At 37.5% G+C, this 14,997-nt stretch carries 16 protein-coding genes and 1 tRNA gene; all 17 read right to left on the minus strand.

Annotated elements, in window-relative coordinates; genetic code table 11:
* Nucleotides 1-28: 28 nt before the first annotated feature.
* On the minus strand, nucleotides 29-1,402 hold the full coding sequence (locus EJN90_RS12920; protein ID WP_126111920.1) for an acetyl-CoA carboxylase biotin carboxylase subunit: 1,374 nt from the start codon (nucleotides 1,400-1,402) through the stop codon (nucleotides 29-31).
* Between the two features lie 3 nt (nucleotides 1,403-1,405).
* Nucleotides 1,406-1,837, minus strand: coding sequence for a 3-hydroxyacyl-ACP dehydratase FabZ (fabZ, locus tag EJN90_RS12925; protein ID WP_126111922.1), 432 nt, complete (start codon nucleotides 1,835-1,837; stop codon nucleotides 1,406-1,408).
* A 16-nt stretch (nucleotides 1,838-1,853) separates the two neighbouring features.
* The gene (accB, locus tag EJN90_RS12930; RefSeq protein ID WP_126111924.1) at nucleotides 1,854-2,321 is read right to left on the minus strand and encodes an acetyl-CoA carboxylase biotin carboxyl carrier protein; all 468 of its coding nucleotides are present in this window, start codon (nucleotides 2,319-2,321) and stop codon (nucleotides 1,854-1,856) included.
* Complete coding sequence (gene fabF / locus EJN90_RS12935) at nucleotides 2,321-3,562, minus strand: beta-ketoacyl-ACP synthase II (RefSeq protein ID WP_126111926.1); 1,242 nt, start codon at nucleotides 3,560-3,562, stop codon at nucleotides 2,321-2,323. Before fabF ends, accB begins: the two co-directional genes overlap by 1 nt.
* 11 nt (nucleotides 3,563-3,573) lie before the next feature.
* The gene (gene fabG / locus EJN90_RS12940) at nucleotides 3,574-4,305 is read right to left on the minus strand and encodes a 3-oxoacyl-[acyl-carrier-protein] reductase (protein ID WP_126111928.1); all 732 of its coding nucleotides are present in this window, start codon (nucleotides 4,303-4,305) and stop codon (nucleotides 3,574-3,576) included.
* A 22-nt stretch (nucleotides 4,306-4,327) separates the two neighbouring features.
* Nucleotides 4,328-5,257 carry an ACP S-malonyltransferase gene (gene fabD / locus EJN90_RS12945; protein WP_126111930.1) on the minus strand — a complete coding sequence of 310 codons (930 nt, stop codon included), beginning with the start codon at nucleotides 5,255-5,257 and terminating at the stop codon, nucleotides 4,328-4,330.
* A gap of 16 nt (nucleotides 5,258-5,273) precedes the next feature.
* Nucleotides 5,274-6,233 carry an enoyl-[acyl-carrier-protein] reductase FabK gene (gene fabK, locus EJN90_RS12950; protein WP_126111932.1) on the minus strand — a complete coding sequence of 320 codons (960 nt, stop codon included), beginning with the start codon at nucleotides 6,231-6,233 and terminating at the stop codon, nucleotides 5,274-5,276.
* A 28-nt stretch (nucleotides 6,234-6,261) separates the two neighbouring features.
* Nucleotides 6,262-6,486, minus strand: a complete 225-nt coding sequence (locus tag EJN90_RS12955; RefSeq protein ID WP_126111934.1) for an acyl carrier protein — start codon at nucleotides 6,484-6,486, stop codon at nucleotides 6,262-6,264.
* A 39-nt stretch (nucleotides 6,487-6,525) separates the two neighbouring features.
* Nucleotides 6,526-7,503, minus strand: a complete 978-nt coding sequence (locus EJN90_RS12960; RefSeq protein ID WP_126111936.1) for a beta-ketoacyl-ACP synthase III — start codon at nucleotides 7,501-7,503, stop codon at nucleotides 6,526-6,528.
* A gap of 6 nt (nucleotides 7,504-7,509) precedes the next feature.
* Complete coding sequence (locus tag EJN90_RS12965; RefSeq protein ID WP_126111938.1) at nucleotides 7,510-7,968, minus strand: MarR family winged helix-turn-helix transcriptional regulator; 459 nt, start codon at nucleotides 7,966-7,968, stop codon at nucleotides 7,510-7,512.
* 377 nt (nucleotides 7,969-8,345) lie between these two features.
* Nucleotides 8,346-8,687 carry a DUF2187 family protein gene (locus EJN90_RS12970; protein ID WP_126111939.1) on the minus strand — a complete coding sequence of 114 codons (342 nt, stop codon included), beginning with the start codon at nucleotides 8,685-8,687 and terminating at the stop codon, nucleotides 8,346-8,348.
* 173 nt (nucleotides 8,688-8,860) lie between these two features.
* Nucleotides 8,861-8,934: transfer RNA gene (locus EJN90_RS12975), tRNA-Arg, on the minus strand.
* Nucleotides 8,935-9,127: 193 nt separating this feature from the next.
* On the minus strand, nucleotides 9,128-10,375 hold the full coding sequence (locus tag EJN90_RS12980; protein ID WP_126111941.1) for a methionine gamma-lyase family protein: 1,248 nt from the start codon (nucleotides 10,373-10,375) through the stop codon (nucleotides 9,128-9,130).
* Nucleotides 10,376-10,379: 4 nt separating this feature from the next.
* Entirely contained in the window at nucleotides 10,380-11,624 is a 1,245-nt protein-coding gene (gene hflX / locus EJN90_RS12985) for a GTPase HflX (RefSeq protein ID WP_126111943.1), read from the minus strand.
* A complete protein-coding gene (gene miaA, locus EJN90_RS12990) occupies nucleotides 11,625-12,569 on the minus strand; it encodes a tRNA (adenosine(37)-N6)-dimethylallyltransferase MiaA (protein WP_227872517.1) in 945 nt (314 codons plus the stop codon). It lies immediately after the preceding gene.
* Complete coding sequence (locus EJN90_RS12995; RefSeq protein ID WP_227872518.1) at nucleotides 12,562-13,317, minus strand: glycerophosphodiester phosphodiesterase; 756 nt, start codon at nucleotides 13,315-13,317, stop codon at nucleotides 12,562-12,564. The genes miaA and EJN90_RS12995 overlap by 8 nt, the downstream gene beginning before the upstream one ends.
* Nucleotides 13,318-13,320: 3 nt before the next feature.
* On the minus strand, nucleotides 13,321-14,997 hold the full coding sequence (recN, locus tag EJN90_RS13000; protein ID WP_126111945.1) for a DNA repair protein RecN: 1,677 nt from the start codon (nucleotides 14,995-14,997) through the stop codon (nucleotides 13,321-13,323).

A 14,997-nucleotide genomic window follows, 5' to 3' on the forward strand; every position in this document is an offset into this window, starting at 1 on the left:
CACCTCTTGCCTCTTAATTTATCTCCTATTATTGTTCACTAGTAGGAGGTTGCCAAGTTTGTAAAAAGGTGTTCTGTAAATAATCAGTATCAAAGTCTCCTGAAACAAATCTTTCATCTTCCAAAATAGCTTCTTGGAAATATTGATTTGTTTCAACACCATGAATAACTAATTCTTGCAATGCTCTTCTCATTTTAGCAATTGCTTCTTTACGATCTTCACCTTTCGTAATAATCTTAGCAATCATAGAATCATAAAATGGAGGAATTTTGTAACCACCATACATAGCACTTTCTACGCGTAATCCATTTCCACCACTTGGTAAAAACAAATAATCAATCGCCCCTGATGAGGGTCTGAACCCCTCTGCAGGATTTTCTGCATTGATTCGACATTCAATTGTATGACCTGTTATTTGAATATCTTCTTGTTGGATGGTCATTGGCAAGCCGCTTGCAATTCGTAATTGCTCTTTTACAATATCAATGCCTGTAGCCATTTCAGTTACAGGATGTTCTACTTGAATACGTGTATTCATCTCCATGAAATAGAACTTTTCATCGGTGTCTACTAAAAATTCAATCGTTCCAGCGTTTCTATAGCCAACATGTTTGGCTGCTCGAACGGCTGTCTCGCCCATTTCTTGACGTGTTTTTTCAGTAATGTAAGTGGAAGGAGATTCTTCCAAGACTTTTTGATGATTTCTTTGTAAAGAACAATCGCGTTCGCCTAAATGGATAACATTTCCTTGCTCATCCGCTAATATTTGAACTTCAATATGGCGCGCTGGGCTGATAATCTTTTCAATGTACATGCGGTCATCTCCAAAAGCTGCTTTGGCTTCGGCTTTGGCTTGAGAAAATAATGCTTCCAGTTCTCCTTCAGCCATTACTTTTCTCATCCCTTTACCACCACCACCAGCTGCTGCTTTTAAAATAACTGGATAACCGAGTTCATCTGCTTTTTTAGCAACTTCTTCTGTTGTGTGCATGTAATCTTTACTGCCAGGGATAACTGGCACGGCTGCTTCCATCATCGCGTTTCTTGCATTTGATTTATTTCCCATTAGATCGATGGTTTCTGCTTTTGGACCAATGAACTTAATATTCATTTCTTCACACATAGTGGCGAAGATGCTATTTTCAGATAGAAATCCAAATCCCGGATGAATCGCCTGCGCTCCCGTAACAACTGCTGCGCTAAGAATGCTCGTCATGTTTAAGTAGGAATCACTCGCACGTGCTGGACCAATACAAATTGCTTCCGTCGCTAATTGGGTATGCAAAGCCTCGCTATCTGCTTCAGAGTAGACAGCAACCGTCTGGATACCCATTTCATGACACGCTCGAATAATTCGAACGGCAATTTCCCCTCGATTTGCTATCAATACTTTTTTCAGCATGTTTTATCTCCCAATAATAAATGTCATTTCAACTTCACAAACTTTTTTGTCGCCTACAAAAGCTTGTCCAAGACCGATTCCCGCATATTTTTTCAATTTCACAATGTCTACTTGCAGACGCAATACATCTCCAGGAACAACTTTTTGACGGAACTTAACTTTATTCAATCCACCCAGATAAGCAGTTTGTCCTTCAAAACCTTCCATTTTTAATAATGGAATCGATCCTGCTTGAGCGAGTGCTTCTACAATCAGGACACCCGGCATTACTGGTTCTCCTGGGAAGTGCCCTTGGAAAAATTGTTCGTTGATCGTAACATTTTTGTATGCCACCACTTTTTCTCCAGGGATTAATTCTTCTACTTTATCGATAAAAAAGATTGGGTAACGATTTGGTATAATATCCATTACTTCTTGTGCAGTTAGTAAGCTCATAGTTATTCTCCTTTAGTTAAACAATACGGAATAATGGTTGATTGTATTCGACAACTTCTTCGTTCTCTACTAACACTTCAACAATTTTCCCATTGTATTCAGATTTTATTTCATTCATGATTTTCATCGCTTCTATTAGACAAACAACTTGCCCTTCTACAATCTCTTCACCCTCAGATACATAATAATCTGAATCTGGATTTGGCTGGAGATAAACGACACCTACAATTGGTGATGTAACCACTTTTCCTTCTGGAGCAGTCGAAGCTCTTTCGACAACTTCAGAAGTCTCTTGCTCAGCGACTGGCGTTGTTTGCATTGTAATTGTTTCAGTAGCTGCCTCTGTTGGCATTGTCTCTTTTGCAAAAGAAGGGGTTGTGTTTTTTGATAACCGTAAAGATGTTCCATCTTTTACATATTCAAATTCTTTTAAGGAAGACTGGTCAACTAAAGAAACCAATTCTTTTATGTTCTCAAATTCCACTAAGCTTCCTCCCACTTTTTAAAGCAAAGAACCGCGTTATGTCCACCAAATCCTAGTGAATTATTTAATGCATAATAAATTTCTTGTGGACGGCCCACATTTGCTACATAATCTAAATTACAATCTTCATCTTGTACTTTCAAACCGATTGTTGGTGGCAAGAAGTTTTCTTGAATCGCTCGAACACAAGCGATCGACTCGATTCCTCCTGCTGCACCCAACAAATGACCGGTCATACTTTTTGAACTGGAGATCGCAACTTTCTTCGCTACTTCTTCCCCTAGAGCAAATTTTATTGCTTTTGTTTCAGAAGAATCATTAGCAGGCGTGCTTGTTCCGTGAGCATTAATGTAATCAATGTCAGCAGCAGTAATACCAGCATCTTCAATGGCCATTTTCATTGCCGTACCAGCTCCACTACCATCCACACTTGGGGCAGTCATATGATAAGCATCTGAGTTCGTTCCATATCCAGCAACTTCGGCAAGAATGGTCGCACCACGTTTCTGTGCATGTTCTAAACTTTCTAACATCAATACGCCAGCACCCTCTCCCATGACAAAACCATTTCTTTCTTTGTCGAAAGGAATGGATGCACGGTCTGGATCAGTACTTTCCGAAAGAGCAGTTAAAGCTGCAAAACCGGCGATACCAATTTCACAGACAGTTCCTTCTGCTCCACCAGCAAGAATAACATCCGAGTACCCATGTTTAATATTTCGATAGGCTTCACCAATGGAATTGGTTGCGGAAGCACATGCTGTTACGATATCTAAACTGATTCCTTTTGCTCCTACTTTGATAGATGTGTTTCCAGCTGCCATATTTCCAATTGTCATTGGCACAAACATAGGTGGAACACGTTTTGGACCTTTGTTATGCATTTTAATAATGCCTGATTCCATTTCGTTTAATCCGCCAATACCGGAGCCAATAATAACTCCGAAGCGAGATGCGTCAATTTTATCAACCTCGAGGCCGCTGTCTTCTACCGCTTGAACAGCTGCAGCAACTGCATATTGGGAATAAAGATCCATGCGTTTAAATTCTTTGCGGTCCATATATAGTTTTGGATCAAAATCTTCAACTTCTGCAGCAACCGTAATTCCTGTTTCTGAAGCATCAAATTTCGTAATAGGCTTAATCCCATTTTGACCATTCTTTAGTTTATTCCAAAAATCTTCAACTGTGTTACCTAATGGAGTAATAGCTCCCATACCAGTAATTACTACGCGATTCATAATCTTCCTCCTTACATGTACATGCCACCATTTACACGAATGGTTTGTCCAGTAATATAATCACTTTTACTTAAAAAGACTGCTGCTTCAGCAATATCTTTTGTTTTTCCGAATTTTTTCAATGGGATTTGATCCATCATTGCTTTTTGATTTTTTTCAGAAAGCGCAGCTGTCATATCCGTTTCAATAAAGCCAGGTGTAATAGTATTACACGTAATTCCTCTTGGTGCTGCTTCTCGAGCAACAGATTTCGTTAAACCGATGATCCCAGCTTTACTAGCCGCATAATTCGCTTGTCCAGGATTGCCTGTCTCACCTACAACACTTGAAATATTAATAATCGATCCTGCGCGTTGTTTTAACATGATAGGTAATGCATGACGAATTGTATTGAAGGAACCTTTTAAATTCACTTGGTAAGTAATATCAAAATCTTCTTCATCCATTCGCATTAATAATTTATCTCGGTTGATTCCAGCATTGTTTACGAGAACATCAATCGAACCAAAAATTTCTTTTGTTTTTGAAATAATTTCTTTTGCAACTTCAAAATCACTAATATCCCCAAGAATGGTTTCTACTTTTACACCATAGGCAGTCAGTTTTTGAACCATTTCTTCCGGAACAGGCTTTCTTGCATTTAGAACAATATTTGCTCCTTCTTTTGCAAACCCTTCAGCAATTGCTTCGCCAATCCCACGGGAACTACCTGTCACGATAACAGTTTTTCCTTTTAATTCCAATTGCTCTCCTCATTTCTTCAATCTAGTTGGCTTTTAGGCCTGCGATTGTTTTTTCTAATGATGATAGATCTTCCACATTATAGACAGACACACTTTTATCAATTTTCTTGATAAACTTACTCAAGGTTTTACCAGGTCCTACCTCAACAAATGTATCTACGCCCATTGCAATCATCTTCTGAATAGAATCTTCCCATTTAACAGCTGATTCAACTTGTTTTTCTAAAAGGGTTGGAATTTCGTCCTTTTTCATCATTTCAGCCATTGTATTCCCAATTACTGGTATCGTAGGTTCTTGGAAAGTTATTTTTTTTAATTCATCTCGCAATTGAATTGCTGCTGGATGTAATAATGCTGTATGGAAAGGTCCACTTACTTGTAGTGAAATCATTCTGCGAACTCCTTGTGCTTCTAGAAGTTCAACAGCCTTATCTACTCCTTCTATTTCTCCACCAATAACAATTTGTGATGGCATATTATAATTGGCAGGTGCTACGTAAGCTGTTTTAGCAGCTTCTTTACAGGCTGCTTCAATTACTGCTCTTTCTGCATTCATAACTGCTACCATTTTCCCTGTGCCAGGTGGTGCTGCTTCACTCATATATTTTCCGCGTTTCATGACCAACTTCAAACCCTCATTAAAAGAAAAAGCATTGGCTTTCACCAGTGCTGTGTATTCTCCAAGGCTTAATCCGGCAACTAGTGCAGGCTGGATTCCTTCTGAAGTAAGAAGTTGATCGATCGCATAACTAACGGTCAGGATTGCTGGTTGTGTGTATTCAGTTAAGTTTAGTTTTTCATTTTCTTCAAAACATAGTTCCTCTATATTATATTCAAGAATTCTTGATGCTTCTTTAAACACAGTACGAACTACTTCATAGTTATCGAAAAGCTCTTTCCCCATACCAAAATACTGAGCACCCTGACCACTGTATACAAATGCCAGTGACATATTTTCACCTCAGTTATTATTCAGCCCATATTTTTGTTTGTTCAAAAACAACATCCTTACAAACAGCCATATAGTCCTCAATTATCTCTTTACAAGATTCTTCTTTTTTGATTAATCCTGCAATTTGACCCGCCATCATTGAACCGTAATCTTTATCTCCTTCAACAACCGCACGCCGAAGTGCTCCAGCGGCCATCGCTTCCATACGAGAAAAATCCGGTTTTTCTTTACTTGTTTCTTCTTTTTCTATTTGCATGTACTCACGCGTAAGTTTGTTACGTAAAACACGGACAGGATGTCCTGTAATTTGACCAGTCACAACTGTATCAATATCCTTCGCTTTCAAAATGGAATTTTTAAAATTTTGATGGGCATTGGATTCTCGGGCTACAACGAAACGAGTTCCAACCTGGATTCCAACTGCTCCCAGCATAAAGGCTGCAGCCATTCCACGTCCATCCCCAATACCGCCAGCAGCGATAACTGGTATAGTCACAGCATCCACCACTTGTGGCAATAATGCCATTGTGGTCGCTTTACCAATGTGTCCGCCGGCTTCCATACCTTCCACGATAATCGCATCTGCACCGTCTTTTTCCATTCTTCTTGCAAGTGCAACAGAAGCGACTACTGGAATAACCTTTATTCCAGCAGCCTTAAATTTATCCATGTATTTACCTGGGCTTCCTGCACCTGTTGTTACTACTTTTACACCTGACGTACAAACTGCCTCTACCACATCTTCAACATGCGGATTCAATAACATAATATTTACGCCAAATGGTTTATCAGTTTTTGCTTTCATGTCAGCAATCTTATGGTTGACAACGTCTACTGGATCATGACCCGTCCCAATTAAACCAAGTCCACCAGCATTAGAAACTGCACTCGCTAAATCAGCATCAGCTACCCAAGCCATTGCACCTTGAATAATTGGATAATCAATTCCCAACATTTCACGTAAAACAGACTTCATACAAGTGCCCACTTTCTCTTTATCAAAATTATGCTAGTTGAGCATCTACATATTTCACTAAATCTTCAACTGTATTGATTCCTTCGTCGCTTTCGATCTTGATATCAAATTCGTCTTCGATGTCATTAATAATTTGGAATAAATCTAAACTATCTGCATCTAAGTCTTCACGGAAATTTGTTGTTAACGTCACTTCTTCTTCATCTTTGTCCAATTGGTCTACAATAATTGCTTGAATTTTTTCGAATGTCATTTTAATATTCCTCCAAATTTTAAATAGTTTTTTATTTTTTTATATTGTTATAATAATGGAACCCCATGTCAGGCCTCCACCAAATCCAGTAAAGAGAAGTTTTTCTCCGCTGCCAATATCGATTTGCTTTGAATCAACCATATGGCTGAGCAGTACGGGGATACTTGCAGCGGAAGTATTTCCCGTACTTTCAATGTTTGTAGCAAATTTCGATAAAGGTATCTTTACTTTTTTACTGATTGCTTCTAGAAGGCGAATATTTGCTTGATGAGCAACTACCCATGATATATCATCCTTTTCTAGACCGCCGTTTTCGATCGATTGATTGATCGTTTTTGGTACACTGCGAATAACAAAGTCAAATATGCCTCTGCCATCCATTTTCAAATACTGCTTGTCTTCATTTTGCTCGTTCGATAAAAAAGGATTTTGAACTTTCTTTTCATCAGCTGTTAAAGCCATAAAACGAGAACCATCTGAATGTAAATCTTCTGCAACAAAAGAATCTACATCTGATTCTTCTAAAAGTAGTCCTCCAGCACCGTCGCCAAACAATACAGCAGTTGAACGATCTTCCCAATTAATAACTTTTGACATTGTTTCTGCACCAAGGACCAATCCTTTTTTATACATCCCACTTCGCATAAAGTGACATGCCGTTGATAGAGCAAAAACAAATCCTGAACAAGCTGCATTAATATCAAAACAGAAAGCTTTGGTAGCACCTATTTTTTCTTGAACAATACAGGCTGTAGAAGGACTTGATGCATCGGGCGTCATTGTTGCCAAAATAATAAAGTCAATCTCTTCACCGGAAATACCTCTTTTTCTTAAAATATTCTCGGCTGCTTTAGCAGCTAGGTCAGAAGTATTTTCGCCAGCAGAGATATGTCTTTGTGAAATGCCCGTTCTCTTCTTTATCCATTCATCGCTCGTATCTAGAAACTTTGCCAAGTCATCATTCGATACTACCTGAGGTGGTAAATAATGCCCGGTTGCTGTAATTTTAATTCCCATTTATTATTACCTTTTCCCAATACTTTCAACCAGTTCAAATAAGAAACTGTGAAGGTTGTTTAAACCTCGTAATAGTACTTCCACTTCTTCGTCATCCATACCTTCAATCGTACGTTTTACCATTTCACGATGAAACTTTTCATGAAGCCGATAGACCAGTTTGCCCTTTTTGGTTAAACCAAGCTTAATTACTCTACGATCGTTTTCCATTCGCTGTCGAACGACGTAATCTTTTTTAACTAAAGTGTTAATAGCAACTGATAAAGTGCCGGCAGTAATATTTAGTTTTTTGGCTACCTCTGATGAAGTATGTTCTGAATACATTCCAATAGCTTCCAAGGTATGCATTTCGCTAATTGATAAATCAGAAAAATTACTACCGCGCAAAGCATCTTCTTCTATGTCCAGTACTTCATCGAAAATGGAAATTAAATAAGAGTTGATTTGTTCGATAGAATGACTCAAAGAATGGCTCCCTCCTTTTAATAATTTAGCTCAAATTCAATTTGAATTCCAAATAGTTTGACTATCAAACCATTTGACCTCCAAACTATATATAAAATACAAATAGTTGTCAAGAAACATCCTGAAAAAAATATTACCTTAAACTTTTCTTAAAAACTTTTTAACAATAAATTTTTATTCCTTTCACAAATAAATAAAAAGCCTGTTTAGCGGAGAGTAGAAAACCATCTTACGTTTTCTGTTTCTACTCTGCTCTAGGTATGTTTTATCCAATTTCCAAAGTCAGGCTTGAGCCTCAAGGTAATAAAGGCATTCAACTGATTAAAAAAAAGCCAAAAAAAAAGAGCTATCAAGGGGGTACTCCCCTTGATGACTCTTTATTCACCTACATTTACAAATTCATCAATATCTTTGAAATTCACAATTGTTTTGTCTTCGCAGATATCTTTCATGATATGAGATGATTGATTCCAGTTTATTTCTACTACTGCACTATTTGTTAATAACTTTTGGATTGTTCCAACCATTTTGTGGTCTCGAAAAGTAAAACGAATCTCATCGCCTACATCCGGCCGAATTGATTCTTTAATCGTATCAACTACTTTCAGAGCATCTTCATAAGAAACCCCCAATAAGCTAGCAATTCGGGAATTACTGGTTCCTTTTCGTAGTTGAGCTTCAATCATAGTTTTTGTTTCTTCAGAAATCTTTTTAGCCATATTCAATGATCTCCTCACTTTCCATGCATGAGCGGCCACACAATTTCTAATAATAGTATAACATAGTTTTAATTTTTTAGGGATTAAGTCACGTTTCAAACATAAATAAAAAATCAAGTATGTAATATAAAATACACACTTGATTTTTTATTTATACGATTGATTATAAAATACGTCTCAGGAGGGATTCGAACCCCCGACCGTTCGCTTAGAAGGCGAATGCTCTATCCTGCTGAGCTACTGAGACAACACAGTGTCCTGTAACAGAACATTTATAATTGTATGAAATTTCTGGAAGAAAGTCAACATGTTTTTTCAATTTCTTTTTTTATTTTAAAAATGGTCGCTTCAAAAGACCTTGTTGCTTTAAAATTTCAAGATATAGTATGTATTAGAATTTTCGAATCTAACACATACTATATCCTGCCTTTTCAAATTTCCTATGCTTTAAAAAATACTTCTTCTACCGCGGCTGTTACAGCTAATTTTACGTGTTCAAATGTTAGACCGCCTTGAATATATAATGTATAAGGTGGTCTTATTGGACCATCTGCAGACAATTCAATACTCGCTCCTTGGATAAAGGTTCCTGCAGCCATAATTACCTTACTTTCATAACCAGGCATGGGGGCCGGGATTGGTAGAACGTTTGAATCTACAGGCGAATATTTCTGAATAACTTGTGCGAATTCCACTAATTGTTCTTCAGAAGGTAATTCTACCATTTGAATCAGGTCAGTACGCGAATCATTCCATTTGGGCGTTGATTCTACTCCACACTCCTCTAGCAGTGCTGAAGTGAAGATTGCTCCTTTAACGGCTTCTCCGACCACGTGAGGCGCTAAAAACAGCCCCTGATACATTTCTAGCAAACTATATAACGTAGCTCCTGCTTCACGGCCAATTCCTGGTGTGGTTAAACGGTAGGAACACTTTTCAATCAAGTCCTCGTTACCCACGATATAACCACCCATTTTAACGATACCACCACCAGGATTTTTAATAAGTGATCCTGCAATTAAGTCGGCGCCCACTTCTATTGGTTCCATCGTCTCAACAAATTCACCATAACAGTTATCTACAAAAAATATGGCATTTGGAGCAAGTGGTTTGATTTTCTCGATCATTACTCGGATATCTTCAATGGTAAACGAAGGTCTGTTTGCATATCCACGTGATCGCTGAATCCCAATTACTTTTGTTTGTTCAGTTAGCTTCGCTTCTACTCCTTCAAAGTCCACAGAACCATCGTCAAGTAAATCTACGTGATCATAGCCAATTTGGTACTCCTTTAAAGAACCAATCCCATTTCCTGTTACACCTACGATATCCAATAGAGTGTCATAAGGCTGTCCAGTAATATATAATAAATCGTCATTTGGACGTAAAACACCTAGTAAGGCAGTTGCAATAGCATGCGTGCCAGAAATAATTTGAGGACGAACAAGAGCTGCTTCTCCTTTGAAAATTTCAGCATACAGCTCCTCCAAGGTGTCTCTTCCTATATCGTTATACCCATACCCCGTACTTGGAGTAAAGTGATAATCACTTACATTGCATTTGCGAAAACCATCCAATACCTTCTTTTGATTTTCCAAAACTTTTTGTTGAACTTCTTTAAATACTTCTTGTATTTGCTCATCTACCTTATTGACGATTGATTCTATGTTACGAATTGATTGACTCATTATCCTAACGATCTCCTAACCATTTTGAATTGCTTTTAGTATATCCTTTAAATAAATAGTGATTTGTTTCTCCAATTAATTCCATTGACTCGACAAAAGTTTCTTGCTGCAGTTGATTAAATAGTGCTCCTCCATCTTCTGCCAACGATACTTCGCGCTCATAAGGAACAAGGTGTTTTTTTATCTCTTCCCACATAAAATCCTGCAAGGTTGCAATGTCTGCTTCATTTAATGCTGATATGACAATGTGTGGGTGTAAGCGAGCTTGGAAATTTTCATGCATCTTATCTTTTTTATTGTAAACCGTGATAATTGGCGTTTCTTGCATGTTTAGATTTTGGATTAAGTCTAAAACAGTCTCTTCTTGTTGCTCAACATATTGCTGCGAGGAATCTACTACATGAAGAAACAAATCCACTCCTCTGCTTTCTTCTAAAGTAGAATGAAAAGCATGGATGAGTTGAGTAGGTAAATTTTGAACAAAACCAACCGTGTCCGTTATCGTTGCTTTAAATTGATTAGGGAAAACCATTTTTCTCGTTAAGGGATCCAGAGTTGCAAATAATAGGTTTTCTTCAAACGTATCAGCATCTGTTAATCGATTCAATATAGTGGATTTCCCTGCATTTGTATAACCAATTAAACCAATTTGGAAAACGCCACTTGATTGTCTTTTTTCTCTCGAACGTTGGCGGTGTCTCTCTGTCTCTTCTAATTCTTTCTTGATTTCATTAATTTGTCGGTGAATATGTCTACGGTCCGTTTCCAGTTTAGTTTCCCCGGGTCCTCTTGTACCAATTCCCCCGCCGAGCCTGGACATATTAATACCTTGGCCGGTTAGCCTTGGCAACAAGTAATTTAATTGAGCTAAAGAAACTTGTAATTTACCTTCCTTACTCTTTGCCCGCATGGCAAATATATCTAATATTAATTGAATACGATCAATTATTTTGCACTGGATTACTTCTTGTATATTACGAAGATGTCTTGGTGAAAGTTCTTGTTCAAAAATTACTGTGTGAGCTCCTAATTCTTCTACAAGGTGTAACAGTTCTTCCAACTTACCCTTGCCAATAACCGTTCTGGGATCAATTGAATCTTTCTTTTGGGTAAGGACTGCTACGACTTCCCCTTCAACCGTCTCCGTTAAATTCTCTAACTCTTGTAATTCATATTCAAATAACTCATCCGACTGTCTCGTTTGAACCCCAACTAAAATCACCTTTTCTTTTTCTCTTGCAGTTTCCATTTACTCACCTCTTTCTAAGAAGTCTGTGACAAGCAATTCAACAGATTCTAAATAATTGTCTTTCATTACATCAAACCAATGGACATTTTCCATTCGATTTCGAAACCAAGTTAATTGACGTTTCGCATATCGTCTTGAATTTTGCTTTACTTTTTCTTTTGCTTCATCAAAAGTCGCATCCCCTGAAAAGTAAGGAAACCATTCCTTGTAGCCAATTCCCTTGTGCGCCTGGTTATTTTCTTTATTCACTAATTCAAACAGCATTTTCGCTTCATCTAACACACCTTGCTCCACCATTACTTCAACCCGATGATTAATTCGTTCATATAAAAGTGTCCGATCACAATTTAAAGCAATGGATAGGACACGGTAACTGTCTGAAAGTGAAAATTCTTGCTGGGAAGAAAATTTTTCTCCAGACATGTGGATTGATTCTAATGCTCGAATGACTCTTCTTGTATTGTTTGGATGAATTTCTTTGGCAGCTTCCGGATCAACCATATTCAATTGGTTCCAAATGTAGAGGGATGATGTTTCTTCTAAAGTTTTTTCAAGGTTTTTGCGGAAAGAAATATCTTCTCCTGTTTTCCCGAATTTCATATCATTTAATAACCCTTGAATATACAAACCTGAACCACCAACCAGGATGGGTACTTTCCCCCTACTCTGGATATCATCGATGACTTGCTCAGCTGCTGCTTTGAAATCACTTGCTGTATATGAAGATGCGACATCTACGATATCGATTAAGTGGTGGGGGATACCACCCATCTCCTCCACTGTTACTTTTGCTGTACCAATATCCAATCCCTTATAAACCTGCAAGGAATCACCATTGATCACTTCTCCTGAATATTTTTTTGCTAAATGAACACCTAAAGCCGTTTTCCCCACTGCCGTTGGACCCATTATAACAATGATACTTGAATTTTTTGCATTAACCACCTTGTACGAGCCTCCTCACATGTAATGCTTTTTTGGGGAAGTCCGTAATAACACTGTCTACTTTTTTTCTAAAACAATAAGATAATAGTATCGTAGTATTAACCGTCCACACTCTCAAGGGAATGTTATTTTTCATTTTTAGTACAGAAGTCAATGTCTTTAAGCCGGTGTGCCAGCCTTTTACAGGTATGCTTTCATTTAATGTCATAAAATTTCGATTTTTTTCATTAAATAATAAAGCGTATTCTGCTTCGGGATTTATTTCTAGCAAACGCTCAAGTGTCGCATAATTAAAACTAGAATAGATAATGGGATACTGCGGCTTTAATGAAGCAACCAGCTCTAGTACCATCATCTCTATTCCCTTATATTCATTTTTGTCGGTTTTAAGTTCAATATTTAAAACCCCTGAAAAATTACTCTCTGTTAAAAATACCAAGACTTCCTCTAGTGTTGGTATTTTCTCTCCTTTGAAACGATTGTGAAACCACCCCCCTGCATCAAACTGTTGTAGTTCTTCAACCGTGAAATCACATACTAATCCAGAACCATTTGTGGTTCGATCAATTGTTTCATCATGAATAACCACTGGAAAATTATCTTTGGATAGATGTACATCTAATTCGATACCATCACTGCCAACTTCTAAAGCTTCTCGAAATGAAATAAGCGTATTTTCTGGAGCAGTCCCTTTACTACCTCTATGTGCAATAACTTTTGTAACCAGAATAACAGCTCCTTTTATCAATTATTATTTTTTAGCTAAATCTAACAGTTCTCTTGCATGAGCAATGGAGAGCTCTGTAATGTCACTTCCTGCCAACATTCTAGCAATCTCCATTACACGAGTATTCTCTTCTATATTCGTGATGTGAGTCTTTGTTCGGTTGCCGCTCACTTCTTTTTCAATATAAAAGTGGTGGTCAGCCATAGCAGCGACTTGTGGTAGATGACTAATACATAAAACTTGAGAATGTTCTGCTACTAAATGGATTTTGTTTGCGATTGCTTGTGCCACTCTACCACTTACTCCTGTATCGACCTCATCGAAAATAATACTTGTAATTCCTTGAGTTTGAGTAAAGATTGCTTTTAAAGCCAACATCATTCGTGATAATTCGCCGCCACTCGCAATTTTGGTTAATGGTTTCAGCGGCTCGCCGACATTGGTTGAAATATAAAATTCAATTACATCAAGACCATTCGAATGAATGGCTGTTTTCTCTTCATTAAAAATTACTTTAAACTGCGCTTTCTCCATATACAATTCTTTCAGCTGTTTCTGAATTTCAATTTCTAGTTTTTCAGCAATCTCTCTTCTCATTTTAGAAAGTGCTTTCCCGGTCTTTTCGATCGAGCTTTTTTCTCGTTCAAACGTTTTTGTAAGTCGAGCGATATAGCTCTCTTTATTTGAAATCATGTCCAATTCAACAATAATTTGTTCATAATATTTTTTTATTTCAGTAATCGATTGCCCATATTTTCGTTTTAATTGATGGATAACTTCAAGTCGCAGCTCAATTTCGTTCAATCTTCCTTCATCGTAACTCATATCGTCAATCTCGCTTCGAATTGAAACGATGCTGTCTTCCAATTGGTAATAAGCTTCCGATATGTTTTTAAAAAGTTCAGAGTAGTTGGGACTGAAATCTTGTATTTTTTCTAGAGATTCCATACTGACTCCCACTTGATCCAATGCATTCCCCTCTTCTCCTTGTAGAGAGCGATAAGCATTTGTCAATCCTTCTTGAATCCTTTGGTAATTGGCTAATAAACTGCGCTCTTCTGATAGAAATTCTTCCTCGTTATCTTGTAGGTTTGCCTGTTCGATCTCATCTATCTGAAATTTGAGCAGATCAATTCTTTGAATATTTTGTTGTTCATCTGATTGTAATTTTTTTAATTCTTCTTGTGCAACTTGATAAGAATGATAGTTTTGTCGATAGGCTGCTAACTGCTTTTTCGTTTTTTCGTCTGAAAATTGATCAAGTAGATATAAATGGTTTTGTGGATTCATTAATTCCTGGTGTTCGTTTTGTCCATGGATATCAATTAGAAAATTGGCAATTTCGCGGAGAATTGCCACGGTCACAATACTTCCATTTACCCGGGCAACATTCTTTCCATTACGAGAAAGTTCTCTTTGTAAAATAATCTGATCTCCACTATTTTCTATCCCATATTCTTCTAATAAAGTAGATAATTGTACCGAGTCAGGCAAAGAAAATAAACCTTGCAAAATTGTTTTCTCTTCCCCATGTCTAATTAAATCAGCAGATCCTCTTCCACCAGCAAGAAGTCCTACAGCATCAATAATAATGGATTTACCTGCTCCTGTTTCCCCTGTCAGAACCGTCATACCGTTATCAAAACTAATTTCTAAATTATCAATAATCGCAAAATTTTTAATGGATAATTCTTGCAGCAT

This window comes from Jeotgalibaca ciconiae (assembly GCF_003955755.1).
GTDB lineage: Bacteria > Bacillota > Bacilli > Lactobacillales > Aerococcaceae > Jeotgalibaca > Jeotgalibaca ciconiae.

What these genes read in the sequence shown, in the direction of transcription:
- EJN90_RS12960 (WP_126111936.1), bottom strand. Translation starts at nt 7,503, where the DNA reads ATGGGAATTAAAATTACAGCAACCGGGCATTATTTACCACCTCAGGTA.
- fabZ (WP_126111922.1), bottom strand. Translation starts at nt 1,837, where the DNA reads ATGAGCTTACTAACTGCACAAGAAGTAATGGATATTATACCAAATCGT.
- recN (WP_126111945.1), bottom strand. Translation starts at nt 14,997, where the DNA reads ATGCTGCAAGAATTATCCATTAAAAATTTTGCGATTATTGATAATTTA.
- fabK (WP_126111932.1), bottom strand. Translation starts at nt 6,233, where the DNA reads ATGAAGTCTGTTTTACGTGAAATGTTGGGAATTGATTATCCAATTATT.
- EJN90_RS12920 (WP_126111920.1), bottom strand. Translation starts at nt 1,402, where the DNA reads ATGCTGAAAAAAGTATTGATAGCAAATCGAGGGGAAATTGCCGTTCGA.
- fabD (WP_126111930.1), bottom strand. Translation starts at nt 5,257, where the DNA reads ATGTCACTGGCATTTGTATACAGTGGTCAGGGTGCTCAGTATTTTGGT.
- EJN90_RS12970 (WP_126111939.1), bottom strand. Translation starts at nt 8,687, where the DNA reads ATGGCTAAAAAGATTTCTGAAGAAACAAAAACTATGATTGAAGCTCAA.
- fabF (WP_126111926.1), bottom strand. Translation starts at nt 3,562, where the DNA reads ATGAATCGCGTAGTAATTACTGGTATGGGAGCTATTACTCCATTAGGT.
- EJN90_RS12980 (WP_126111941.1), bottom strand. Translation starts at nt 10,375, where the DNA reads ATGAGTCAATCAATTCGTAACATAGAATCAATCGTCAATAAGGTAGAT.
- hflX (WP_126111943.1), bottom strand. Translation starts at nt 11,624, where the DNA reads ATGGAAACTGCAAGAGAAAAAGAAAAGGTGATTTTAGTTGGGGTTCAA.
- EJN90_RS12955 (WP_126111934.1), bottom strand. Translation starts at nt 6,486, where the DNA reads ATGACATTCGAAAAAATTCAAGCAATTATTGTAGACCAATTGGACAAA.